At 69.3% G+C, this 23,398-nt stretch carries 24 protein-coding genes; 19 read left to right on the top strand and 5 right to left on the bottom strand.

Features of this window, described 5'->3' with window-relative positions; translation table 11 throughout:
- Positions 1–153 precede the first annotated feature (153 nt).
- The 18 genes from ABZ564_RS23960 to ABZ564_RS23875 all read left to right on the top strand — a co-directional run bounded on the left by ABZ564_RS23960 (position 154) and on the right by ABZ564_RS23875 (position 15,909).
- Positions 154–1,251 carry an LCP family protein gene (locus ABZ564_RS23960; RefSeq protein ID WP_360860045.1) on the top strand — a complete coding sequence of 366 codons (1,098 nt, stop codon included), beginning with the start codon at positions 154–156 and terminating at the stop codon, positions 1,249–1,251.
- A 143-nt stretch (positions 1,252–1,394) separates the two neighbouring features.
- On the top strand, positions 1,395–1,619 hold the full coding sequence (rpmE, locus tag ABZ564_RS23955) for a 50S ribosomal protein L31 (protein ID WP_360860042.1): 225 nt from the start codon (positions 1,395–1,397) through the stop codon (positions 1,617–1,619).
- Between the two features lie 151 nt (positions 1,620–1,770).
- A complete protein-coding gene (gene prfA / locus ABZ564_RS23950; RefSeq protein ID WP_360860040.1) occupies positions 1,771–2,847 on the top strand; it encodes a peptide chain release factor 1 in 1,077 nt (358 codons plus the stop codon).
- 43 nt (positions 2,848–2,890) lie between these two features.
- Positions 2,891–3,736: a peptide chain release factor N(5)-glutamine methyltransferase gene (gene prmC / locus ABZ564_RS23945; RefSeq protein ID WP_360860037.1), complete on the top strand. Its 846-nt coding sequence runs from the start codon at positions 2,891–2,893 to the stop codon at positions 3,734–3,736.
- A 64-nt stretch (positions 3,737–3,800) separates the two neighbouring features.
- Complete coding sequence (locus ABZ564_RS23940; protein ID WP_143619757.1) at positions 3,801–4,448, top strand: L-threonylcarbamoyladenylate synthase; 648 nt, start codon at positions 3,801–3,803, stop codon at positions 4,446–4,448.
- Positions 4,445–5,086 carry a protein-tyrosine-phosphatase gene (locus ABZ564_RS23935; protein WP_360860033.1) on the top strand — a complete coding sequence of 214 codons (642 nt, stop codon included), beginning with the start codon at positions 4,445–4,447 and terminating at the stop codon, positions 5,084–5,086. Before ABZ564_RS23940 ends, ABZ564_RS23935 begins: the two co-directional genes overlap by 4 nt.
- A gap of 215 nt (positions 5,087–5,301) precedes the next feature.
- Positions 5,302–6,723, top strand: coding sequence for an MraY family glycosyltransferase (locus ABZ564_RS23930; protein WP_360860030.1), 1,422 nt, complete (start codon positions 5,302–5,304; stop codon positions 6,721–6,723).
- A 261-nt stretch (positions 6,724–6,984) separates the two neighbouring features.
- A complete protein-coding gene (locus ABZ564_RS23925; RefSeq protein ID WP_360860027.1) occupies positions 6,985–7,422 on the top strand; it encodes a hypothetical protein in 438 nt (145 codons plus the stop codon).
- A gap of 211 nt (positions 7,423–7,633) precedes the next feature.
- A complete protein-coding gene (gene atpB, locus ABZ564_RS23920) occupies positions 7,634–8,470 on the top strand; it encodes a F0F1 ATP synthase subunit A (RefSeq protein WP_360860161.1) in 837 nt (278 codons plus the stop codon).
- Positions 8,471–8,539: 69 nt separating this feature from the next.
- A complete protein-coding gene (gene atpE, locus ABZ564_RS23915) occupies positions 8,540–8,764 on the top strand; it encodes an ATP synthase F0 subunit C (RefSeq protein WP_018521144.1) in 225 nt (74 codons plus the stop codon).
- A 40-nt stretch (positions 8,765–8,804) separates the two neighbouring features.
- Positions 8,805–9,350, top strand: coding sequence for a F0F1 ATP synthase subunit B (locus ABZ564_RS23910; protein ID WP_018102635.1), 546 nt, complete (start codon positions 8,805–8,807; stop codon positions 9,348–9,350).
- Positions 9,347–10,162, top strand: a complete 816-nt coding sequence (locus tag ABZ564_RS23905) for a F0F1 ATP synthase subunit delta (RefSeq protein ID WP_360860024.1) — start codon at positions 9,347–9,349, stop codon at positions 10,160–10,162. Before ABZ564_RS23910 ends, ABZ564_RS23905 begins: the two co-directional genes overlap by 4 nt.
- A gap of 138 nt (positions 10,163–10,300) precedes the next feature.
- Positions 10,301–11,872 (top strand): F0F1 ATP synthase subunit alpha, encoded by a 1,572-nt coding sequence (gene atpA, locus ABZ564_RS23900; RefSeq protein WP_093706149.1) that lies wholly within the window; start codon positions 10,301–10,303, stop codon positions 11,870–11,872.
- A 3-nt stretch (positions 11,873–11,875) separates the two neighbouring features.
- Positions 11,876–12,790 (top strand): F0F1 ATP synthase subunit gamma, encoded by a 915-nt coding sequence (locus ABZ564_RS23895; RefSeq protein WP_360860021.1) that lies wholly within the window; start codon positions 11,876–11,878, stop codon positions 12,788–12,790.
- Positions 12,790–14,232 carry a F0F1 ATP synthase subunit beta gene (gene atpD, locus ABZ564_RS23890; protein ID WP_360860018.1) on the top strand — a complete coding sequence of 481 codons (1,443 nt, stop codon included), beginning with the start codon at positions 12,790–12,792 and terminating at the stop codon, positions 14,230–14,232. Before ABZ564_RS23895 ends, atpD begins: the two co-directional genes overlap by 1 nt.
- Before the next feature lie 109 nt (positions 14,233–14,341).
- Positions 14,342–14,716 (top strand): F0F1 ATP synthase subunit epsilon, encoded by a 375-nt coding sequence (locus ABZ564_RS23885; RefSeq protein ID WP_018521150.1) that lies wholly within the window; start codon positions 14,342–14,344, stop codon positions 14,714–14,716.
- 141 nt (positions 14,717–14,857) lie between these two features.
- A complete protein-coding gene (locus tag ABZ564_RS23880; RefSeq protein WP_360860158.1) occupies positions 14,858–15,304 on the top strand; it encodes a DUF2550 domain-containing protein in 447 nt (148 codons plus the stop codon).
- A 377-nt stretch (positions 15,305–15,681) separates the two neighbouring features.
- On the top strand, positions 15,682–15,909 hold the full coding sequence (locus tag ABZ564_RS23875; RefSeq protein ID WP_360860015.1) for a hypothetical protein: 228 nt from the start codon (positions 15,682–15,684) through the stop codon (positions 15,907–15,909).
- Positions 15,910–16,418: 509 nt separating this feature from the next.
- On the opposite strand, the gene ABZ564_RS23870 is transcribed toward ABZ564_RS23875, so the two are convergent.
- The 4 genes from ABZ564_RS23870 to ABZ564_RS23855 form a co-directional block, all read right to left on the bottom strand.
- A complete protein-coding gene (locus ABZ564_RS23870; protein ID WP_360860012.1) occupies positions 16,419–16,796 on the bottom strand; it encodes a hypothetical protein in 378 nt (125 codons plus the stop codon).
- A gap of 1,280 nt (positions 16,797–18,076) precedes the next feature.
- Complete coding sequence (locus ABZ564_RS23865) at positions 18,077–19,960, bottom strand: glycoside hydrolase family 18 chitinase (protein ID WP_360860009.1); 1,884 nt, start codon at positions 19,958–19,960, stop codon at positions 18,077–18,079.
- A gap of 179 nt (positions 19,961–20,139) precedes the next feature.
- The gene (locus ABZ564_RS23860; RefSeq protein ID WP_360860007.1) at positions 20,140–20,790 is read right to left on the bottom strand and encodes a response regulator transcription factor; all 651 of its coding nucleotides are present in this window, start codon (positions 20,788–20,790) and stop codon (positions 20,140–20,142) included.
- Positions 20,787–21,968: a histidine kinase gene (locus tag ABZ564_RS23855; protein WP_360860004.1), complete on the bottom strand. Its 1,182-nt coding sequence runs from the start codon at positions 21,966–21,968 to the stop codon at positions 20,787–20,789. The genes ABZ564_RS23860 and ABZ564_RS23855 overlap by 4 nt, the downstream gene beginning before the upstream one ends.
- Before the next feature lie 121 nt (positions 21,969–22,089).
- On the opposite strand from ABZ564_RS23855, the gene ABZ564_RS23850 reads away from it, so the two are divergent.
- Positions 22,090–22,635 (top strand): hypothetical protein, encoded by a 546-nt coding sequence (locus tag ABZ564_RS23850; RefSeq protein ID WP_360860001.1) that lies wholly within the window; start codon positions 22,090–22,092, stop codon positions 22,633–22,635.
- A 51-nt stretch (positions 22,636–22,686) separates the two neighbouring features.
- On the opposite strand, the gene ABZ564_RS23845 is transcribed toward ABZ564_RS23850, so the two are convergent.
- The gene (locus tag ABZ564_RS23845; protein WP_360859998.1) at positions 22,687–23,259 is read right to left on the bottom strand and encodes a cob(I)yrinic acid a,c-diamide adenosyltransferase; all 573 of its coding nucleotides are present in this window, start codon (positions 23,257–23,259) and stop codon (positions 22,687–22,689) included.
- Between the last annotated feature and the right edge of the window lie 139 nt (positions 23,260–23,398).

Genomic DNA, 23,398 nt, shown 5'->3' with positions numbered 1-23,398 from the left:
TTGCGGCCGCGCGGGGGCCACAGCTCCCTGTGCGACCCTTTCTGTCGCCGCCGCGTCGTACCCATGAGTGACGAACAAGCGCGACAAAGCGGCATACGGACCCGCTCACCACTGCAGGGGGTAGCCGGGAGCAGTCGACGCGACGAGGAGAGCATGAGCGAGCGAAGCGGGAGCAGCCGAATACGGGCCACCGGCAAACGCCGGAGGAAGCCGTCCCGCCGCCGCAGGGCGACGCGCGCAGCCGTCTGGAGCCTGGCCGGCGCGGTCGTCGTCGGCGGAGCGGGGCTCGGATACGCGTACGTGCACCTCAACGGCAACCTCAAGGCCGTCGACATCGACACCGCGCTCGGCGAGGACCGCCCCGACGACGTCGACAACGGCTCCCAGGACATCCTCGTCCTCGGTTCGGACTCCCGTTCCGGCGCGAACGGGGAGTACGGCGCCGACGAGGGCGCGGCCCGCTCGGACACCGCGATGGTCGTCCACGTCGACAAGGGCCACAAGTCCGCGAGCGTGGTCTCCATCCCGCGCGACACCCTCGTCACCCGCCCCGACTGCACCGGCGACGTCAGCGGCAGGACCGTGGCGGGGCAGCAGCGGGCGATGTTCAACACGGCGTACGAGGTCGGCGGGCCGGCCTGCGCGGTCAAGACCGTCGAATCGATGTCCGGGATCCGCATGGACCACTACATCGAGGTCGACTTCACCGGCTTCAAGAAGCTGATCGACAAGCTCGGCGGCGTCGAGATCACCACCACCAGGGCGATCGACGACCCCAAGAGCCATCTGGACCTCGCGCCCGGCACCCACACCCTGGACGGCGAGCAGTCCCTCGGCCTCGTCCGCACCCGCAAGAGCGTCGGCGACGGCAGCGACCTCGGCCGCATCCAGCTCCAGCAGGCGTTCATCAAGGCGCTGATGCAGCAGGTCAAGAGCGTGGGCGTGCTGGGCGGCAGCAAGCTCTACGGCATCGCGGACACCGCCACCAAGGCCATCACCACCGACTCCGATCTGGGCTCGGTCACCGATCTCGCGGGCTTCGCCAAGGGCCTCAGGGGGCTCGGCGCCGACGACGTCCGCATGGTGACCCTGCCCGTCCGGTACGACCCCGCCGACCCCAACCGGGTCGTCCCGCTGGAGGAGGCCGACCGGCAGGTGTGGGACGCGCTGGGCGCCGACCGGCCGATCCCCGCATCCGCGACGAAGCAGTCGGCGGGCGACAAGGGCGACGCGGGGACGATCGTCGAGTGACCCGGTCCGCCCGGGAATACCCGGCCGTCCACCCTGGTTTTGGGAGATACGGCCGGTCCTGGCAGACTGGTACGTCGGCCCCGGTTCACGGACGCGCAATCCGTGCGTACGACCCGGTGCCCTCCCGAACCTAGGAGACACCCTTGAAGCGCGAAATCCACCCCCAGTACGTCGAGACGCAGGTCAGCTGCACCTGTGGCGCGTCGTTCACCACCCGCTCCACGCTGGACAGCGGCACCATCCGTGCCGAGGTCTGCTCCGAGTGCCACCCGTTCTACACGGGCAAGCAGAAGATCCTCGACACCGGTGGCCGTGTGGCCCGCTTCGAGGCCCGCTTCGGCAAGGGCGCCAAGGCCGCCGGCAAGTAGCGAGCCGTCCGCGCCGGTCCGCGGCGTCCTCTTCCCGGGGGCGCCGCGACCGGCGTTTTTTTCCGGGCCGGGCACGGGGTCTCCGTACCCCGGCCCCGGCAGGCAACCACCGGCCGGCAGGCACGACGAGCGAAGGAACCAGGAGCCCGAGATGTTCGAGGCGGTCGAGGAACTGATCGGCGAGCACGCCGATCTCGAGAAGCAGCTCGCCGACCCCGCGGTCCACGCCGACCAGGGCAACGCGCGCAAGCTCAACAAGCGCTACGCGGAGCTGACCCCGATCGTCGCGACGTACCGCTCCTGGAAGCAGGCCGGTGACGACATCGAGACCGCCCGCGAGTTCGCCGCCGACGATCCCGACTTCGCCGCCGAGGTCAAGGACCTGGAGCAGCAGCGCGAGGAGCTCACCGAGAAGCTGCGCCTCCTGCTCGTCCCCCGGGACCCCAGCGACGACAAGGACGTGCTCCTGGAGATCAAGGCCGGCGCGGGCGGCGACGAGTCCGCCCTGTTCGCCGGCGATCTGCTGCGCATGTACCTGCGCTACGCCGAGCGCGTCGGCTGGAAGGCCGAGATCATCGACTCCACCGAGTCCGAGCTCGGCGGCTACAAGGACGTCCAGGTCGCCGTGAAGACCAAGGGCGGCAACGGGGCCACCGAACCCGGTCAGGGCGTCTGGGCCCGCCTCAAGTACGAGGGCGGGGTGCACCGCGTGCAGCGCGTGCCCTCCACCGAGTCCCAGGGCCGCATCCACACCTCCGCCGCCGGCGTGCTCGTGACGCCCGAGGCCGAGGAGGTCGAGGTCGAGATCCACGCCAACGACCTGCGCATCGACGTCTACCGCTCCTCGGGCCCCGGCGGCCAGTCCGTCAACACGACCGACTCCGCCGTCCGCATCACCCACCTGCCCACCGGCGTCGTCGCCTCCTGCCAGAACGAGAAGAGCCAGCTCCAGAACAAGGAGCAGGCCATGCGCATCCTGCGCTCCCGGCTCCTCGCCGCCGCCCAGGAGGCCGCCGAGCAGGAGGCTTCGGACGTACGTCGCAGCCAGGTGCGTACGGTCGACCGGTCCGAGAAGATCCGGACCTACAACTTCCCGGAAAACCGGATCTCGGACCACCGCGTCGGCTTCAAGGCGTACAACTTGGACCAGGTGCTCGACGGCGACCTGGACGCGGTGATCCAGGCGTGCGTCGACGCCGACTCCGCGGCCAAGCTCGCCGCAGCCTGAGCCCACCGCCCGCCCCGCCCGTGAACCCGTACGGAGAACCGCGATGAACCTGCTGCTCGCCGAGGTGGCCCAGGCCACCCAGCGGCTGGCCGACGCCGGTGTTCCCTCACCGAGATTCGATGCCGAGGAACTCGCCGCGTTCGTGCACGGCGTCAAGCGGGGCGAGCTGTACAACGTGCCGGACGCCGACTTCGACGCCCGCTACTGGGAGACGATCGCCCGCCGCGAGGCCCGCGAACCGCTCCAGCACATCACCGGACGCGCCTTCTTCCGCTACCTGGAGCTCCAGGTCGGACCCGGCGTCTTCGTGCCCCGCCCCGAGACCGAGTCGGTCGTCGGCTGGGCCATAGACGCCGTCCGCGCGATGGACGTCGTCGAGCCGCTGATCGTCGACCTGTGCACCGGGTCCGGCGCCATCGCCCTCGCCATGGCCCAGGAGGTGCCGCGCTCCCGCGTGCACGCCGTGGAGCTGTCCGAGGACGCCCTGAAGTGGACCCGGAAGAACGCCGAGAACTCCCGGGTCACCGTGCACCGCGGCGACGCGCTCACCGCCCTGCCCGAGCTGGACGGCCAGGTCGACCTGGTCATCTCCAACCCCCCGTACATCCCGCTCACCGAGTGGGAGTACGTGGCGCCCGAGGCCCGCGACCACGACCCCGAGATGGCGCTGTTCTCCGGAGAGGACGGCCTCGACACCATCCGCGGCATCGAGCGCACCGCCCACCGCCTGCTGCGCCCCGGCGGCCTCGTCGTCATCGAGCACGCCGACACCCAGGGCGGCCAGGTGCCCTGGATCTTCACCGAGGAGCGGGGCTGGGCCGACGCGGCCGACCACCCCGACCTCAACCGGCGTCCCCGGTTCGCCACGGCCCGCAAGGCGATGCCGTGACCCGGGCCCGCCGCACCCCGGACCCGCACCAGCCCTACCCGTACATGCTTGAGGAGGCCGGCTGATGGCACGGCGATACGACTGCAACGACGCGACCGACCGCACGACGGGGCTGCGCGAAGCCGCCTCGGCCGTCCGCCGCGGCGAACTCGTCGTGCTGCCCACCGACACCGTGTACGGGATCGGCGCGGACGCCTTCAGCTCCGAGGCCGTCGGCGACCTGCTGGAGGCCAAGGGCCGGGGCCGCAACATGCCCTCGCCGGTCCTCATCGGCTCCCCGAACACCCTGCACGGCCTGGTCACCGACTTCTCCGAGCAGGCCTGGGAGCTCGTCGACGCCTTCTGGCCGGGCGCCCTGACCCTCGTCGCCAAGCACCAGCCCTCGCTCCAGTGGGACCTCGGCGACACCCGGGGCACCGTCGCCGTCCGGATGCCGCTGCACCCGGTCGCCATCGAGCTGCTCACCGAGGTCGGCCCGATGGCCGTCTCCAGCGCCAACCTCACCGGCCACCCCTCGCCGGAGACCTGCGACGCCGCCCAGGAGATGCTCGGCGACTCCGTCTCCGTCTACCTCGACGGTGGTCCGACCCCCGGCATCGTGCCGTCCTCGATCGTCGACGTCACCGGCAAGGTGCCCGTCCTGCTGCGCGCCGGGGCACTCTCGGCGGAGGAGCTGCGCAAGGTGGTACCCGACCTCGAGGTGGCCAATTGACCGCCCCCGAGGGGCGTGGCATAGCGGGGCGGTCCGACACTTTCCGTATCCTCCACGTCAGCACCGGCAACGTCTGCCGCTCGCCGATCACCGAGCGGCTGACCCGGCATGCCCTGGTGCACCGGCTCGGCGACCCGCTCCAGGGCGGGCTGATCGTGGAGAGCGCCGGTACCTGGGGCCACGAGGGCGCCCCGATGGAGGCCAACGCCGAGGTGGTGCTCGCCGACTTCGGGGCCGACGCCACCGGGTTCACCGGCCGTGAGCTGCTGGACGAGCACGTCATCCGCGCCGACCTCGTGCTCACGGCCACCCGCGACCACCGCGCCCAGGTCATCTCCATGGGCCACTCCGCCGGGCTGCGGACCTTCACGCTCAAGGAGTTCACCAGGCTGGTCCGGGCCATAGACCCGGCCACCCTGCCCGACGCCCGGGAGGAGGGCGTCGTCGAGCGCGCCCGCGCCCTGGTGCGGGCCGCCGCCGCGCTGCGCGGCTGGCTGCTGGCCCCGACCGCGGACGCCGACGAGGTCCACGACCCGTACGGCGCCCCGATCACCTTCTTCCGTTCCGTCGGCGACGAGATCAGCCAGGCCCTGGACCCGGTCGTCACCGCGCTGACCGGCGTCTCCGCGTCCCGCTGACCCGGTGGCGGCGGACAGTGGGCCCGTCACGGGTCCGGGCGGAGGCCCGCCGTCCTTCCCGGGGCCCGGAGCCCGCGATGCCGGCCGGCCGCGCCGCCGCCGCGCCCTCCGGAGACCTCGGCGGGAGCGGCCGTGCAACCATCGCGAACAGCTCTGTGTCCTCAACCATGAGGCCGACGTAGTTAAGGTGTGGGCTGAGATGGCCGGCGATTTCTGTGGGGCAGCCCGTGCGTGATTACTTGCTGACACTCTGTGTCACGGCCGCTGTGACCTACCTGCTCACCGGTCCGGTGCGCAAGTTCGCCATCGCGGTCGGGGCGATGCCCGCGATCCGCGCGCGCGACGTCCACCGCGAACCGACCCCGAGGCTCGGCGGCATCGCCATGTTCGGCGGGCTGTGCGCGGGACTGATCGTCGCCAGCCACCTCGCCAACCTCGACGGCGTCTTCGAGCTGTCCAGCGAACCACGGGCGCTGCTCTCCGGAGCGGCGCTGATCTGGCTGATCGGCGTCCTGGACGACAAGTTCGAGATCGACGCCCTGATCAAGCTCGGCGGGCAGATGCTCGCCGCCGCCGTCATGGTCCTCCAGGGCCTGACGATCCTGTGGCTGCCCATCCCGGGCGTCGGCACCGTGGCCCTCACCCCGTGGCAGGGCACGCTGCTCACCGTCGCGCTGGTCGTCATCACGATCAACGCGGTCAACTTCGTCGACGGTCTGGACGGGCTCGCGGCGGGCATGGTCCTCATCGCCGCCGCCGCGTTCTTCCTGTACACCTACCGGCTCTGGTACGGGCACACCATCGAGGCCGCCGCCCCGGCGACGCTCTTCGCCGCGATCCTGATGGGCATGTGCCTCGGCTTCCTGCCGCACAACATGCACCCGGCGCGGATCTTCATGGGCGACTCGGGTTCGATGCTGATCGGGCTGGTGCTGGCGGCCGGTGCGATCTCGGTGACCGGGCAGGTCGACCCGGACAACATGAGGCTCTTCGCGGGCAGCGAGCGCGAGGCGACCCACGCGATGCTCCCGGTCTTCATCCCGCTGCTGCTGCCGCTGACCATCATCGCGATCCCGGCGGCCGACCTGGTGCTGGCGATCGTGCGGCGCACCTGGAACGGCCAGTCGCCGTTCGCGGCGGACCGCGGCCACCTGCACCACCGGCTGCTGAACATCGGCCACTCGCACAGCCGGTCGGTGCTGATCATGTACTTCTGGTCGGCGCTGATCGCCTTCGGCGCGGTGGGGTACTCGGTGCACTCGACGTCGCTGTGGATCGTGCTGGTGATCGTGGGCCTGAGCGCGCTGGGCCTGATCCTGCTGCTGATGCCGCGCTTCACCCCGCGCGCCCCGCGCTGGGCGGAACGCTTCGTGCCGCCGCGCTACCGCCGCCGCGGGGAGGGGCCGGGGGCCGCCGCGCGGGACGAGGCCGTGGAGAGCCAACAGGGGCCCGCGGAGGGGCGGATGGGGCTGGAGAGGCCGGACGGGCCCGAGGGGCCCGGGGACGGCCCGCAGGAGCGCGAGGAGGCCGCGGCGGCCCCGGTCGCCGCAGGCGTCTCGGGCGTCAACGGAGCGACCGCGATCAGTCACCGTTCGCGTATCGCGGACCGGCGCGCGGCCGGTTCCACCCGTCGCTGAACCGGTCACGGACGCCCATTACCAGACAAACCGAAGGCCCGCAGCGCTCACGCGTGCTCGTTAGTCCTCACGTGTGACAGCAAGCACACTTTCTTGGTAAAGACCTCATCAAATAGTTTGTGATACCGTTCACGAAGCCCGGTGACGGAGCCGAAAGACCTGATGGAGCGACGGCCCGACGGCCCGAGGCATCGACTCGGACCGGGCCTACGCTCGTCCATGACGACACACTGCCCACCCCCTGCAAGCGGAGCTGCCGCCATGCCGTCCAACGACGTCCGGACTCTCCTCCAGACCGCCGTACCCACCGCTGTCGCCGGCGCCGTAGCCGCCGCGATCAGCGCTGGCGTCGCCGGCGGCAAGGGAGCCCTGGGCGCGATCGTGGGGACGATCGTGGTCATCCTCTTCATGGGGATCGGGCTTCTGGTCCTGCAGCGGACCGCCAGGTCCATGCCCCACCTCTTCCAGGCGATGGGGCTCGCGCTCTACACGGCGCAGCTCCTGCTGCTGTTCATCTTCGTCGCCGTGTTCAAGAACACCTCGCTGTTCAACCCGAAGGCGTTCGCGATCACTCTGGTCGCGACGACCCTCGTGTGGATCGGCGCACAGGCGCGTGCGCACATGAAGGCCAAGATCCTTTACGTGGAACCCGAATCCGACAAGGCCGACAAGGCCGGGAAACCGGGGTCCGACGCGTGAAAGGTAGGGGCGGAATAAGTGCGGGCTCAGGACCCTGCTATCGTCCGGTTCCAACTGCGGCACTGCGGGCGCGTGCATGTGAGCTGACGCCTGCTCGATCGCGAGGCTCACATGCCTGACTGCCGCTCACACATCCGAAACACCAGTCCAGTGCCGAACCGCGGCTGCGCGCCGCGCCGACACAACGAGGTTGCCGTACCTATGCGCCACGCTGAAGGAGCCCGCGGTGAGTGCTGACCCGACACAGGTGCTCGCCTTCGAGACCGATTGCCACCTCTTCGACGGTTGTGGCTTTCCGGCACCCGGCCTGCACTCGTTCCTGTTCGAGCCCCTCTGGGGCGACGCGGACAGCAACTTGTACTTCAACAAGCCGATGCTGCTGGCCCTGCTCGGCTCGATCATCATCGTCGGTTTCTTCTGGGCCGCCTTCCGCAAGCCGAAGGTCGTCCCGGGCAAGCTGCAGATGGTTGCCGAGACCGGATACGACTTCATCCGCCGCGGGGTGGTCCACGAGACGATCGGCAAGCGCGAGGGCGAGAAGTACGTCCCCCTCGTCGTCTCGCTGTTCTTCTTCGTCTGGATGATGAACCTCTGGTCGATCATCCCGGTCGCTCAGTTCCCCGTGACGTCGATCATCGCCTACCCGGCAGTGCTGGCGGCGATCGTCTACATCACCTGGGTGTCGCTCACGTTCAAGCGGCACGGTTTCGTCGGCGCCTTCAAGAACTTCACCGGCTTCGACAAGTCGCTCGGTGCGGTCGCTTACCTTGCCGCGGTCATCGAGCTGTTCTCCAACCTGCTGGTGCGGCCGTTCACCCACGCCGTGCGACTCTTCGCGAACATGTTCGCGGGCCACACGCTGCTGCTGCTGTTCACGATCGCCAGCTGGTACATGCTCAACGGCATCGGAATCGTGTACTCCGGAGTCTCGTTCATCATGGTCATCGTGATGACCGCCTTCGAGCTCTTCATCCAGGCGGTCCAGGCGTACGTCTTCGTCCTGCTGACCTGCACCTACATCCAGGGCGCGCTCGCCGAGCACCACTGAGCACCGCGCTCGATCCCAATCGTCCGGTGGCCAACCCCCACCGGTCCGTAAAGAGAAGGAAGAACTGGCATGTCCCAGACCCTTGCTGCTGTCACCGGTGACCTCGGCTCCGTCGGTTACGGCCTCGCCGCCATCGGTCCCGGCGTCGGCGTCGGCATCATCTTCGGTAACGGCACCCAGGCTCTCGCCCGTCAGCCCGAGGCTGCCGGTCTCATCCGCGCCAACCAGATCCTCGGCTTCGCCTTCTGTGAGGCGCTCGCCCTCATCGGTCTGGTCATGCCCTTCGTCTACTAAGACGAGCTGCGACTAGTCCGTACCGACGAAAGGCACTGACGTGAACCCCCTGGTTCAGCTCGCGGCCGAGGAAGCGGAAAACCCGCTCATTCCGCCAATCCCTGAGCTCGTCATCGGCCTCATCGCTTTCGTCATCGTCTTCGGCTTCCTCGCCAAGAAGCTCCTCCCGAACATCAACAAGGTTCTGGAAGAGCGCCGCGAGGCCATCGAAGGCGGTATCGAGAAGGCCGATGCGGCCCAGACCGAGGCCCAGAGCGTTCTTGAGCAGTACAAGGCTCAGCTCGCCGAGGCCCGCCACGAAGCCGCTCGTATGCGCCAGGAGGCGCAGGAGCAGGGCGCCGTGATCCTGCAGGAGATGCGCGCCGAGGGCCAGCGCCAGCGCGACGAGATCGTCGCCGCCGGCCACGCCCAGATCGAGGCCGACCGCAAGGCGGCCGCCGCCGCGCTGCGCCAGGACGTGGGCAAGCTCGCCACCGACCTGGCCGGCAAGCTCGTCGGCGAGTCCCTGGAGGACCACGCCCGGCAGAGTGGCACCGTCGACCGCTTCCTCGACGAGCTCGAGGCGAAGGCCGAGGCAGTCCGATGAACAGCGCGAGCCGCGAGGCACTGGCTGCCGCACGCGAGCGCCTCGACGCGCTGACCGACTCCACGTCGGTCGACGCGGCGAAGCTCGCCGAGGACCTGGCCGGCGTCACGGCGCTGCTGCACCGCGAGGTGTCGCTGCGCCGGGTCCTGACCGACCCGGCGCAGCCGGGCGAGGCCAGGGCCGAGCTGGCAGGCCGCCTGTTCGGCGGCCAGGTGGGCGGCGAAGCCGTCGACCTGGTCTCGGGCATGGTCCGCTCGCGCTGGTCGCAGTCGCGCGACCTGGTCGACGCGGTCGAGGAACTGGCGAACACCGCCGACCTCACCGCCGCCCAGCGCAACGGCGACCTGGACGACGTCGAGGACGAGCTCTTCCGGTTCGGCCGCATCGTCGCCTCGGACACCGGCCTGCGCGCCGCGCTCACCAGCCGGACCGCGACCCCCGCCGCCAAGGGCCAGCTGCTCCGCAGCCTGCTCGGCGGCAAGGCGCGGCCCACCACCGAGCGCGTCATCGTGCGGCTTGTCACCCAGCCGCGTGGACGTAGCCTGGAAGCGGGACTCGACTCCCTCTCCAAGCTCGCCGCGGAGCGCCGGGAGCGCATGGTCGCGATCGTCACCTCGGCGGTGCCGCTCAGCGACCGGCAGAAGCAGCGCCTGGGCGCGGTCCTGGCGAAGATCTACGGCCGGCAGATGCACCTGAACCTCGACGTGGACCCCGCGGTCCTCGGCGGGATCGCGGTGCGGGTCGGCGACGAGGTCATCAACGGCACCGTCGCGGAGCGCCTCGACGAGGCGACCCGCCGCATGGCCGGCTGACACAAGCGCAGCGCAACAGATACAGAGCAAGACCAGCGGCCCGGTTGGGCCGTGCAGAAACTGCAGAAGATTCCTGGGGGTCGGCCCCCAGACCCCCTTAAGAAACTTCGGGCCCAACAAGGAGAGCAGGGAACCCAGATGGCGGAGCTCACGATCCGGCCGGAGGAGATCCGGGACGCGCTGGAGAACTTTGTCCAGTCGTACAAGCCGGACGCGGCCTCGCGCGAGGAGGTCGGTACGGTCAGCGTTGCCGGCGACGGCATCGCGAAGGTGGAGGGCCTGCCCTCCGCCATGGCGAACGAGCTGCTGAAGTTCGAGGACGGCACCCTCGGTCTCGCCCTCAACCTCGAGGAGCGCGAGATCGGTGCGATCGTCCTCGGCGAGTTCAGCGGCATCGAGGAGGGCCAGCCGGTGCAGCGCACCGGTGAGGTGCTCTCCGTCGGCGTCGGCGAGGGTTACCTCGGCCGCGTCGTCGACCCGCTCGGCAACCCGATCGACGGTCTCGGCGAGATCGCGACCGACGGCCGCCGCGCCCTCGAGCTGCAGGCCCCTGGCGTCATGGTCCGCAAGTCGGTGCACGAGCCGATGCAGACCGGCTACAAGGCCGTCGACGCGATGGTGCCGATCGGCCGCGGCCAGCGTCAGCTGATCATCGGCGACCGTCAGACGGGTAAGACCGCTCTGGCCGTCGACACGATCATCAACCAGCGCGACAACTGGCGCTCGGGCGACGTGAACAAGCAGGTGCGCTGCATCTACGTCGCCATCGGTCAGAAGGGCTCCACCATCGCCTCCGTGCGCGGTGCCCTCGAAGAGGCCGGCGCGCTCGAGTACACGACCATCGTCGCCGCCCCGGCGTCCGACCCGGCCGGCTTCAAGTACCTGGCGCCGTACACCGGTTCGGCCATCGGCCAGCACTGGATGTACCAGGGCAAGCACGTCCTGATCATCTTCGACGACCTCTCGAAGCAGGCCGACGCCTACCGCGCCGTGTCCCTGCTGCTGCGCCGTCCGCCGGGCCGCGAGGCCTACCCGGGCGACGTCTTCTACCTCCACTCGCGTCTGCTGGAGCGCTGCGCCAAGCTCTCCGACGACATGGGTGCCGGTTCGATGACGGGCCTCCCGATCGTCGAGACCAAGGCGAACGACGTGTCGGCGTTCATCCCGACCAACGTCATCTCCATCACCGACGGCCAGTGCTTCCTGGAGTCCGACCTGTTCAACGCCGGCCAGCGCCCGGCCCTGAACGTCGGTATCTCGGTCTCCCGCGTCGGTGGCTCCGCCCAGCACAAGGCCATGCGCCAGGTGTCCGGCCGGCTCCGCGTGGACCTCGCCCAGTACCGCGAGCTGGAGGCGTTCGCCGCCTTCGGTTCCGACCTGGACGCGGCCTCCAAGGCGTCGCTGGAGCGCGGTAAGCGCATGGTCGAGCTGCTGAAGCAGCCGCAGTACGCCCCGTTCCCGGTCGAGGAGCAGGTCGTCTCCGTCTGGGCCGGTACCAACGGCAAGATGGACGACGTCCCGGTCGAGGACATCCGCCGCTTCGAGTCGGAGCTGCTGGAGTACCTGCGCCGCGAGCGCAAGGACCTCCTCACCAGCATCCGCGAGGGCGCCAAGATGTCCGACGACACGCTGCAGGCGATCGCCGACGCCGTCGCCGCCTTCAAGCAGCAGTTCGAGACCTCGGACGGCAAGCTGCTGGGCGAGGGCTGATCGATGGGCGCTCAGCTTCGCGTTTACAAGCGCCGCATCCGCTCCGTCACCGCCACGAAGAAGATCACCAAGGCGATGGAGATGATCGCCGCCTCGCGCATCGTCAAGGCGCAGCGCCAGGTGGCGGCGTCGACGCCGTACGCGACCGAGCTCACCCGCGCGGTGACCGCGGTGGCGACCGGCTCCACCACCAAGCACCCGCTGACCACCGAGGCCGAGTCCCCGGCCCGGGCCGCGATCCTGCTCGTCACGAGCGACCGCGGCCTGGCCGGCGGTTACTCCTCCAACGCCATCAAGGCCGCGGAGAAGCTGACCGAGCGGCTGCGCGGTGAGGGCAAGGAGGTCGACACGTACGTGATCGGCCGCAAGGGTGTCGCCTACTACGGGTTCCGCGAGCGCAAGATCGCGGACTCGTGGACCGGCTTCACCGACAGCCCGACGTACGCGGATGCCAAGCGGGCGGCTGCCCCGCTGATCGAGGCGGTGTCCAAGGAGACCGCCGAGGGCGGTGTCGACGAGCTGCACATCGTCTTCACGGAGTTCGTGTCGATGATGACGCAGAACCCGGTCGACGACCGGATGCTGCCGCTCAGTCTCGGTGCCACGGAGCAGGAGGACGGCAAGGGCGAGATCCTGCCGCTCTTCGACTTCGAGCCGTCGGCGGAGGACGTCCTCGACGCCCTGCTTCCGCGGTACGTCGAGAGCCGCATCTACAACGCGCTGCTGCAGGCCGCTGCTTCCGAGCACGCCGCCCGCCGCCGCGCGATGAAGTCGGCCACCGACAACGCCGGTGAGCTCATCAAGACGCTCTCCCGGCTTGCCAACGCGGCCCGCCAGGCCGAAATCACCCAGGAAATCAGCGAGATCGTCGGTGGTGCCAGTGCGCTGGCCGACGCGACCGCGGGGAGTGACAAGTAATGACGACCACAGTTGAGACGGCCGTTGCCACGGGCCGCGTCGCCCGGGTCATCGGCCCGGTCGTCGACGTGGAGTTCCCCGTCGACGCGATGCCGGAGATCTACAACGCGCTGACCGTCCAGGTGGCCGACCCGGCCGAGGACGGCAAGCTGAAGACGCTGACGCTCGAGGTCGCCCAGCACCTCGGTGACGGCGTGATCCGCGCGATCTCGATGCAGCCCACCGACGGTCTGGTCCGCCAGGCCCCGGTGACCGACACGGGCACCGGCATCACGGTCCCCGTCGGTGACATCACCAAGGGCAAGGTGTTCAACACCCTCGGCCAGATCCTGAACAAGCCCGAGGCCGAGGCCGAGGTCACCGAGCGCTGGCCGATCCACCGCAAGGCGCCCAACTTCGACCAGCTCGAGTCCAAGACCGAGATGTTCGAGACCGGCGTCAAGGTCATCGACCTCCTCACCCCGTACGTCAAGGGTGGAAAGATCGGTCTGTTCGGTGGTGCCGGTGTCGGCAAGACCGTGCTGATCCAGGAGATGATCTACCGCGTCGCCAACAACCACGACGGTGTGTCGGTGTTCGCGGGCGTCGGTGAGCGCACCCGTGAGGGCAACGACCTCATCGAGGAGATGGCCGACTCCGGCGTCATCGACAAGACGGCGCTCGTCTTCGGCCAGATGGACGAGCCGCCGGGGACCCGTCTCCGCGTCGCCCTGGCCGGTCTGACCATGGCGGAGTACTTCCGCGATGTGCAGAAGCAGGACGTGCTCTTCTTCATCGACAACATCTTCCGGTACACCCAGGCCGGCTCCGAGGTGTCCACCCTGCTCGGCCGTATGCCGTCCGCGGTGGGTTACCAGCCGAACCTGGCCGACGAGATGGGTCTGCTGCAGGAGCGCATCACGTCGACCCGCGGTCACTCGATCACCTCGATGCAGGCGATCTACGTCCCCGCGGACGACCTGACCGACCCGGCGCCGGCGACCACCTTCGCCCACCTCGACGCGACGACGGTTCTCTCCCGTCCGATCTCCGAGAAGGGCATCTACCCGGCCGTGGACCCGCTGGACTCGACGTCCCGCATCCTCGACCCGCGGTACATCGCCGAGGACCACTACGCGGCGGCCATGCGTGTCAAGGGGATCCTGCAGAAGTACAAGGACCTCCAGGACATCATCGCGATCCTCGGTATCGACGAGCTGGGCGAGGAGGACAAGCTCGTCGTCCACCGTGCCCGTCGCGTCGAGCGCTTCCTGTCGCAGAACACCCACGTCGCCAAGCAGTTCACCGGCGTGGACGGTTCGGACGTTCCGCTCGACGAGTCGATCGCCGCGTTCAACTCGATCTGCGACGGTGAGTACGACCACTTCCCCGAGCAGGCGTTCTTCATGTGCGGTGGCATCGAGGACCTGAAGGCCAACGCCAAGGAGCTCGGCGTCTCCTGAGCCCCCGGCTCACCGAGGGGGGCGGGTGCGTCCCGTCCCCCTCACCACGCCCCGTAGAATTGACCCAACACCCGGCACGACCGCCGGGTGGTGACCCGAGGAGCCACCCTTGGCTGCTGAGCTGCACGTCGAGCTGGTCGCCGCGGACCGCAGTGTCTGGTCCGGCGAGGCCACCCTGGTCGTCGCGCGCACCACGTCCGGCGACATCGGCGTCATGCCCGGTCACCAGCCGCTTCTGGGTGTGCTGGAATCGGGCCCGGTGACGATCCGTACGAGCGACGGCGGCACCGTCGTCGCCGCGGTGCACGGCGGTTTCATCTCGTTCGCGGACGACAAGCTCTCGCTTCTCGCCGAGATCGCCGAGCTCGCCGACGAGATCGACGTCCAGCGCGCCGAGCGTGCGCTGGAGCGTGCGAAGTCGGACACGGACGCCGCTTCCGAGCGGCGCGCCGAAGTGCGACTGCGTGCGGTGGCGGCACACTAGCCACCCCACGACATGGCTTTACCCTCAGCCGCGGCCCGTGCCGGAGACCCCTCCGGCCCGTGTCGCGGCTGAGGCGATGCAGATGCAGGTGAAGTTCCGGGCGGTATCCGTTTACTCGACGACGCGAGGAGGTCGGTGGAGATGTTCCTCGCGCTGTGGGTGGGCGGGCTGGTCGTCGCACTGGTCGTGCTGGGACTCTTCGTCTTCGGTCTGCGCCGGCGGCTGATTCAGCGCTCCGGCGGGACCTTCGACTGCAGCCTGCGGTGGAACGTACCCGAGGAGCCCGATCCGTCGGGCAAGGGCTGGGTGTACGGCGTCGCCCGGTACAGCGGCGACAAGGTGAACTGGTTCCGGGTCTTCAGCTACTCGCCGCGTCCGCGACGCGTGCTCGAGCGCTCGGCGATCGAGGTCGTGGCCCGCCGGATGCCGGAGGGCGAGGAGGAGCTGGCGCTGCTCTCCGACGCCATCGTGCTCGGCTGTCTCCACCGGGAGACCCGCCTGGAGCTGGCGATGAGCGAGGACGCGCTGACCGGTTTCCTGGCCTGGCTGGAGGCGGCCCCGCCCGGCCAGAGGGTGAACGTGGCCTAGCCTCGGGCTTTCAGCTGGGGCCCGTCGGATCATGGGCGGTAACGCGAAAGTGCCTTCTGCACTGGGACGATGAACCTTGTCGAGGGGTTCTGTCGGTCCAGGTGGAAGGTACTTTCTGCGTGCAGGGTATCGGTTCGCGTCCCAGGCTTCATGTCTCCGCCGATGGTGCGGGGGCGGTCGGGCATGCAGGAGCACGGTTGTTGGCTGATCTCGCCGATGCAACCGGACTGACCCACCGCGTACTCCACCGCGTTGAGACCGCTCCGGCCGCGCGGTACTGGTCATGACCCGGGCAGGGTCGCTACCGACCTCGCGGTGATGCTCTCTGATGGCGGCGGGAGACCGTAGGTCTGGGAGTACTGCGGGACCAGGACGAGGTGTTCGGTCCGGTCGCCTCGACGCCGACGACCTGGCGGTTGCTGGCCGCCGTCGATGAACGCCTACTGCACCGCCTGCGCTCGGCCCGCGCCCAGGCCCGGGAAGTGGCCTGGCTGCAGGCATCAGAGACTCGCGGGGGCATACCGGCGGCGAAGGCCGGCGGACAGGCACTGCCCGGCCTGGTCCTGGACATCGACGCCACACTGATCACCTGCCACTCCGAGTAAGAAGCGGCCGCACCCACCTACATAGGCGGGTTCGGGTTCTACCCCTGCTGTGTTTCCTGGCCAACACCACGAACCATCGGCACTGACATGGGCCTTGGGACGCAACCCGACAGCCTGCACGTAGAAAGTGCCCTCCGCCTGGACCGAAAGAACCCCTCATTAAGGTTCATCGTTCCAGGCCAGGAAGGCACTTTCGCTTTTCCGCCCCAGTCAGCCGTACCCGAGTGAAACGGCGAGCCTCGGTGGCGTCTGCCCAGTTGGTAAACTTGCAGAGATCAACGGCCACGGCCGATGCGGAGCAAGCGAGTCCAGTGACTCGGATCACCCCAAAACTCCTATAGGGAGCCCTGGTTAGCCTTGACTCTCCACCTCGGCCGGTTCAGCTCTTATCGTGGCCTGTTGGAAACCTGATCGTCATTGCATGAAATTACTCAACGCTCACAGTTCGCCGTTATTCTGAGATCACCGCGTGCCGCTACATCAGATGTAGAGGTAGGCGGGAGAATTGGTTACTCGTTGAACCAGTCGCCCTCGTAGTAACCCCCGCCGCCATTCCACTTGATCCCCATTTGGTACTCAGTCGGGAAGTTGCCGATGTTGTAAGGATGCTTGTCGCAACCGGCGTCACCGCCATCCTCCTCATACCACACCATCTTGTTGATCCCACCAATGCGACTCTCCAGCCTGCCTGTGACGCCGTAACCGTCAGCCTTGGTGTCGCAGATCTGGAAGACGTCACCGTCATCGATGAACTTTATGTAGCCGCGACCGTCCGGGAGGTAGACAATCTTGTTGGTATCGGCCATGGCTGGAGAGGTCGAACCAGCCACTATTGCTACTGCGGCTGCGCCGGCCATGGCGAACTGAGTGAACCTTGACTTGATCATTTGCGTCTCATTTCGTACGGGCGGCGAAGTCGCCCCCACTGTGCGGTGCGGTGTAGTGCGTCGCCGCTTGGCAATTGGTGATGCGTGACTGGAAGTTAGCCTGGCGCGGAGCCGTGTGTCCATGACCCCGTGGAGAAAGGCTGATTATGGCCGATGGGCGGGCGGGCGTGGCGGAGTAGACGTCATCGCCTACGGCTCCAAGGCGGGCGGAGTGGGGCAAGTTGTCTTGACCTACGTTGCAGCCTCTGGTGAATGCGATGGCGTCGTGGCGCGCTGTGTGAGCGATTGCCCGGCGTGCCGTAAGGCGGCTGCTGACGGCTCAATTCCCTCCGCCCTCTACAGGTCCTCAAAGCATTCCGGTTACGCGCGCCATCAGGGCAGGGTCACCCGTCGGCTACACCCTTGGCGGCTCTGATAAACGCTAAAAGCAACATGCCCGCAAGGGTGTTGCCCTCACGTGTCATCCAGCCTGGGGTTGGCGTCTACCTTGCAGGGGTTCGGACTTAGCATTCCGGTTAAAGGTCGTGATCTGCATGTCTGGGATGCGGCTTGTCGGTGATAGTGAGCCTTCCGGCTGGCTCAGGTGGCGGGTTCGAGGGCGACGACGGCTGTGGTCCGGGTGGTGCTGCAGCGGAGCTTCGCAGGAGCCGCCAAGACTTGGTTGTGGCCATGGCACGTTTACTCAGCTGAGGGTGCGGATCTTCGCGTGTTTCGGTTGTGCCGTCGACGTCGGCTGTGCAGGTGCTGCCTCAGGCCGGGCCGCAGGGGGCAGGGTCGGCGCCCTGGTGCACCGTGTCGGCCCAGCGCGTGCTGTCGTCTGCGGCGAGGGCGGCGGGGATGCCGTGGGCCCGCGCCGCGGTCAGGTCATGAGTGCCTCCGGCGGCGCCTCCGAGACCCGGATCAGGCGTCTGGCGGGATCGGCGAGTACCTGCAACGTGCATTCCATGGTGTTTTGTCCCCCGAGTGCTACGGCCAGTCGACGGCCCCGCGTGCGTAGGAGGTAGGCCTTGAGGATCGCGACGCGGAGCACGCCCGGGAATGGGGCCGGCTGACCGGCGTGCTCCTGGAACGGCACGCCCGACCGGTTCCCCGCGCTCACCCGGGCCATCGCGGCCGGGGCGTTTGAGTCGAGTGGCATCGAGTCGCTGGACTTCGGCCTGGACTGCATCCTCGACGGCGTCCAGGTGCTGATCAGTGAGGTGTCCTCGTAACAGCGGAAAGACCGGGGAGACAGGGGGCGGACCTGTCTCCCCGGCGTTTTCGGGGGTGAGCCTCTGCTGCTACTTGAGGCCGTTGTTCATCGCGCTCACGAGTTCACCGTTGCTGGTGTCCCCGCTGAACTCCCAGAAGAACGCGCCTCCCAGGCCCTGGTTCTTGGCCCAGGTCATCTTGTCGGTGATGGTGGCGGGGGTGTCGTAGCTCCACCAGTTGGTGCCGCAGTGGGCGTACGCGGTGCCGGCGATCGTGCCGGTGGCGGGGCAGGTGTTCTTGAGGACCTTGTAGTCCTCGATGCCCGCCTCGTACGTGCCCGGTGCGGCGCCGGTGGCGGTGCCGCCGGGCGCGTCCTGGGTGACGCCGGTCCAGCCGCGGCCGTAGAAGCCGATGCCGAGCAGCAGCTTGGAGGCGGGGACGCCCTTGGCCTTCAGCTTGGCGATCGCGGCGGCGGAGTTGAAGCCGTCGATCGGGATGCCCTGGTAGGAGGTGAGCGGGGAGTGCGGGGCCGTCGGGCCCTTCGCGTCCCAGGCGCCGAAGAAGTCGTACGTCATCACGTTGTACCAGTCGAGCGACTGCGCGGCGCCGGCGTAGTCCGCCAGATCGATCTTGCCGCCGGCGGAGCCGTCGGCCGTGATGGCCGCGGTGACCAGGTTGTTGCCGCCGAACTTCGTGCGCAGCGCGGAGGTGAGCTTCTTCAGCGCGTCCGGGCCGCTGGAGTCACAGGTCAGACCGCAGGCGTTGGGGTACTCCCAGTCGATGTCGATGCCGTCGAAGACATCGGCCCACCGCGGGTCCTCGACCAGGTTGTAGCAGGACTCGGCGAACGCGGCCGGGTTCTGGGCCGCCTGGCCGAAGCCGCCGGACCAGGTCCAGCCGCCGAAGGACCACAGGACCTTGATGTGGGGGTACTTCGCCTTCAGCTTGCGCAGCTGGTTGAAGCTGCCGCGCAGCGGCTGGTCCCAGGTGTCGGCGACGCCGTCGACGGACTTGTCGGCGGTGTACGCCATGTCGTAGTCGGCGTAGGAGTCGCCGATGGTGCACTTGCCGCCCTGGACGTTGCCGAAGGCGTAGTTGATGTGTGTGATCTTCGCGGCCGAACCGGAGGTGTCCAGGTTCTTGACGTGGTAGTTCCGGCCGTAGACGCCCCAGTCGGTGAAGTAACCGAGGTTGATCCTGTCGCCGGTCTCGTTGCCGCCGTCGTCGCCGCCACCGGTGGTGTGGACCTTGACCGCGCCGCTGACCGGGCCGGTCTGGTCGGCGGTGTCACGCGCCTGCACGGTGTAGGAGTAGTCGGTGCCCGCGGTCAGGCCGGTGTTGGTGTACGTGGTGCCGGTGACCGTGGCGACGACCGCGCCGTCCCGTAGGACGTCGTAGTTCTTGACGCCCTTGTCGTCGGTGGCCGCGGTCCAGCTGAGCTTCGCCGAGGTGTCGGTGACGCCGCTCGCGGTGGGGGTGCCCGGCGCCGAAGGGGGGTTGTCGCCGGGGACGGTGGGGCCGCCGTCGCAGGAGGCGCCGTTCAGCTTGCAGTTGGTGGCGGCGCCGCTGCCGGAGCCGGTGCCGTTGAAGCCGAAGGAGACGCTGGCGCCGGGGGCGATCGTGCCGTTCCAGCCGACGTTCTTGGCGGTCCAGTGGTTGCCCGTGTGGGTGACGGTGGCGTCCCAGGCGGAGCCGACGCCGGTTCCGGTGGGGAAGTCCCACTCGATGGTCCAGGAGCTGAGGGACGTGGTGCCGGTGTTCTTCACCGTCCACTGGCCCTCGAAGCCGGTGCCCCAGTCGGACTTCTTGAGGTACGTGGCGGTGGCGGAGGTCGCCGCCTCGGCGGGGGAGGCCAGGCCGATCATGGCGGCGAGGGGAAGGAGCAGTGCGGTGAGGCCCGCGACGGCTCTGGTTCTGGTGGCTCGACCGGACCCGAGTCTGAATCGGATCCGGCGGGGGGTCTCAGTGCTCAACGGTGCTCCTCGGGTGAGGTCCGGACATAGGGGGTGGTCCGTGGACTGCAAACCCTGCGCCGCCCTGAGCCCGCTTTTGTCATGGCAGGCTCACCGCAGTGTGTTCGGTGACCTTAGGAAGGTCTGGACCAATCGTCAAGAGGTCTGGACCAAAGATCGTGGCCGGCCGCGGATAAACCTCAGACGCCCAACTCCTGTGCCAGCACCGCCGCCTGGACCCGGCTCCGCAGTTCCAGCTTCCCCAGCAACCGGCTGACGTGCGTCTTCGCCGTGGCCTCGGCCATGGAGAGCCGCACCGCGATCTCGGCGTTCGACAGCCCCTCGCCCAGGCACCCCAGCACCTCGCGCTCGCGCCGGGTCAGCGTCTCCAGCACCGACGCGTCCGGAGCGTCCGACGGCCGTACGGGGGCGGCCCCCGCGAACTCCGCGATCAGCCGGCGCGTCACGGCCGGCGCGATCAGCCCCTCGCCGCGCGCCACCGTACGCACCGCGTCGAGCAGCCCGGCCGCCTCGGTGTCCTTCAGCAGGAAGCCCGACGCGCCCGCCCGCAGCGCGCCGAACACGTACGCGTCCAGGTCGAACGTCGTCAGCACCAGCACGTCCGCCAGCCCCTCGTCCGTCACCCGGCGGGTGGCCGAAACCCCGTCCAGCCGCGGCATCTGCACATCCATCAGCACCAGGTCCGGCCGCAGCTCCCGGGCCAGCCGCACCGCCTCCTCCCCGTCACCGGCCTCGCCGACCACCTCGATGTCCGGCGCGCTGCCCAGGATGAGCACCAGCCCCGCCCGTACCGCCGCCTGGTCCTCCGCGACCAGCACCCGGATCGTCATGTCCCCGCTTCTCCTTCCTCCGCGGGCAGTTCCGCCCGCACCCGCCAGATCCCGTCCACCGGCCCCGCCTCGAACTCCCCGCCGAGCAGCGCCACCCGTTCCCGCATCCCCACCAGGCCCGCCCCCGACCCCGGCGCGCGCGGCCCCGCCCGGTCACCGAGCGCGCTGCTCACCTCCACCGTCAGCCGCCGCCCCGCCTGCCCGAGCCGCACCGTGACCGCCCCCGGCGCCGCATGCTTGAGCGCGTTGGTCAGGGACTCCTGCACGATGCGGTACGCGGCCAGTTCGACCGGCGCCGGCAGCGGCTCGCCGCCGGGCCTGGTGTCCTCCAGGACGCAGGTGAGCCCGCCGGCCGCGGCGTTCGCGCGCTGCTGCTCCACCAGCGCGTCCAGCGAGCCGAGCGTCGGCGAGCTGCTGGGCTCGGGATCGGCCGCCCCGGTCCGCAACAGCCCGATCAGACGGCGCATTTCAGCCAGACCTTCGACGCTGTTCTCGCGGATCACCCCGAGGGCCTCGCGCGAGGTCTCCGGGTCGTCGATGGAGAGCGCGGCGGTGGAGTGGATGGCGATCGCGGACAGGTGGTTGGCCACCAGGTCGTGCAGCTCGCGCGCCATCCGGGCCCGCTCGGCGGTCACCGCCTGGGCGCGGTCCATCTCGGCGAGCAGGGCGGTCTGGTCGGCGCGCAGCCGGGCGGTCTCGGCGGCGTCCCGGTGGTTGCGCACGCCGGCCCCGGTGAGGGCGGGCCCGAAGACGACGAGGGCGATGAGGATGCCGGCCAGGAGCGCCTGGGCGTCCCGGTAGTGGGCCACGAGGGCCACCGTGCCGGCCACGGCGACCAGGAAGGCGGCCACCGGGATGCGGCGGGCGGCGGCCGGGGTGCCGTACAGGACGGCCGCGTACATCACGTCGGTGTACATCAGCACCGTCGCCAGGTTCCCCGGCGTGAACTGGTCGGCGGCCAGCGCGAGGGTCCCGGCGAGCAGCGCCGTACGCGGGGCGCCGCGTCGCAGCAGCTCGGCCCCGGCCATCACCGCGAGCGGGACCAGGGCGGTCCAGGGCGCGTCCAGGAGGCGGCCGGTCTGCATGCGCAGCCCGAGCAGCGACAGGAGCACCCCGCCGAGCAGTCCGACGGCCGCGATGAGGACGTCGTGGCGGTGGGGACGGGCCAGTGAGAACACCCGCCCATCCAACACGTACGGCGTGACGGTACATCGAAGGATGCAGTCGGGTCTCGTCACCGGGGCCGATGATCCGGGCCGGGGCGGCGGTCAGGCTGGAGGGGAGCGAAAGGAGCTGACCGTGATCGTCACCCTGATCATCGCCTGCGAGATCGCCTTCTGGGTGCTGCTGGCCGCCGGTCTGGCGCTGCGCTACGGGGCACGCAAGCCGCGCCTGGGCGCCGCCGTGCTGCTGTGCGAACCGGTGCTGGAGCTGGTCCTGCTCGCGGTGACCGCCATCGACCTGAAGAACGGCGCGGCACCCGACTGGAAGCACGGACTCGCCGCGGTGTACATCGGCTTCACGGTCGGCCTCGGGCACTCCACCATCAAGTGGGCGGACGCGCGGGTCGCCCACCACTTCGCCGGCGGCCCGCCCCCGGTGAGGCCGCCGAAGTACGGGAAGGCGCGGGCCGTGCACGAGTGGAAGGTCGCCGCCCGGTGGACGGTCGCCGCGGTGACGGCCCTCGCCCTGCTCCAGGCGGCCGTCTGGTACGTCGGGGGAGACGGGGAGGTGACCTCGCTGCGGTCCTGGCAGCGCACGATGCTCCTGGTGATCGGGATCAACCTGGTGATCGCGGCGAGCTACACGGTGTCCCCGAAGCGGGTGCCGGGACCGCCCGGCTGAGGCTTTGTCCTCAATCGCCGGACGGGCTGGAATGTGCCGGGCCCGCTTCCTCTACCGCTCGCCGCCCGGCACCCACAGCACGTCGCCGACCTCCTTGTTCGCCACCCGGGCCAGGATGAACAGGAGGTCGGAGAGGCGGTTGAGGTAGGTCGCCGTCAGCGCGTTCATCGCCTCGCCGTGCACCTCCAGGGCGGCCCAGGTGGAGCGCTCGGCGCGCCGGACCACCGTGCACGCCTGGTGCAGCAGCGCCGCGCCCGGCGTGCCGCCCGGAAGGATGAAGCTGCGGAGCTTCTCCACCTGCTCCAGGTAGTGGTCGCAGTCCGCCTCCAGCTTGTCGACGTAACTCTGCTCCACCCGCAGCGGCGGGTACTTGGGGTCCTCGACGACCGGCGTCGAGAGGTCCGCGCCCACGTCGAACAGGTCGTTCTGCACGCGGACGAGGACCTTCACGATGTCCTCGTCCAGCCGCCCGAGGGCGATCGCGGTGCCGATGACCGCGTTGGCCTCGTTGGCGTCGGCGTACGCGGAGATCCGCAGATCGGTCTTGGCGGTGCGGCTCATGTCACCGAGTGCGGTGGTGCCGGTGTCGCCGGTGCGGGTGTAGATGCGCGTCAGATTGACCATGCGGCCAGACTAGTGCCGCGGTAGCCGGGGCGAACCCCGGCTGCCGCGGCTTCACGAGGACGCCTCCCTGGCCGAAGGCGTCGCATGGCTGATCGAACAGCACCTGCGTGCACTCGAAGGCCGAGAGGGTGCCGCGGGC

The organism is Streptomyces sp. NPDC019224, assembly GCF_040632605.1.
Taxonomy (GTDB): domain Bacteria; phylum Actinomycetota; class Actinomycetes; order Streptomycetales; family Streptomycetaceae; genus Streptomyces.
The sequence above is the reverse complement of the archived record's forward strand: the minus strand, read 5'-3'. Positions and strand labels throughout refer to the sequence as shown.

What these genes read in the sequence shown, in the direction of transcription:
- ABZ564_RS23845 (WP_360859998.1), bottom strand. Translation starts at nt 23,259, where the DNA reads ATGGTCAATCTGACGCGCATCTACACCCGCACCGGCGACACCGGCACC.
- atpA (WP_093706149.1), top strand. Translation starts at nt 10,301, where the DNA reads ATGGCGGAGCTCACGATCCGGCCGGAGGAGATCCGGGACGCGCTGGAG.
- ABZ564_RS23870 (WP_360860012.1), bottom strand. Translation starts at nt 16,796, where the DNA reads ATGATCAAGTCAAGGTTCACTCAGTTCGCCATGGCCGGCGCAGCCGCA.
- ABZ564_RS23905 (WP_360860024.1), top strand. Translation starts at nt 9,347, where the DNA reads ATGAACAGCGCGAGCCGCGAGGCACTGGCTGCCGCACGCGAGCGCCTC.
- atpE (WP_018521144.1), top strand. Translation starts at nt 8,540, where the DNA reads ATGTCCCAGACCCTTGCTGCTGTCACCGGTGACCTCGGCTCCGTCGGT.
- atpD (WP_360860018.1), top strand. Translation starts at nt 12,790, where the DNA reads ATGACGACCACAGTTGAGACGGCCGTTGCCACGGGCCGCGTCGCCCGG.
- prfA (WP_360860040.1), top strand. Translation starts at nt 1,771, where the DNA reads ATGTTCGAGGCGGTCGAGGAACTGATCGGCGAGCACGCCGATCTCGAG.
- ABZ564_RS23925 (WP_360860027.1), top strand. Translation starts at nt 6,985, where the DNA reads ATGCCGTCCAACGACGTCCGGACTCTCCTCCAGACCGCCGTACCCACC.
- prmC (WP_360860037.1), top strand. Translation starts at nt 2,891, where the DNA reads ATGAACCTGCTGCTCGCCGAGGTGGCCCAGGCCACCCAGCGGCTGGCC.
- ABZ564_RS23960 (WP_360860045.1), top strand. Translation starts at nt 154, where the DNA reads ATGAGCGAGCGAAGCGGGAGCAGCCGAATACGGGCCACCGGCAAACGC.
- ABZ564_RS23895 (WP_360860021.1), top strand. Translation starts at nt 11,876, where the DNA reads ATGGGCGCTCAGCTTCGCGTTTACAAGCGCCGCATCCGCTCCGTCACC.
- ABZ564_RS23880 (WP_360860158.1), top strand. Translation starts at nt 14,858, where the DNA reads ATGTTCCTCGCGCTGTGGGTGGGCGGGCTGGTCGTCGCACTGGTCGTG.
- ABZ564_RS23940 (WP_143619757.1), top strand. Translation starts at nt 3,801, where the DNA reads ATGGCACGGCGATACGACTGCAACGACGCGACCGACCGCACGACGGGG.
- ABZ564_RS23860 (WP_360860007.1), bottom strand. Translation starts at nt 20,790, where the DNA reads ATGACGATCCGGGTGCTGGTCGCGGAGGACCAGGCGGCGGTACGGGCG.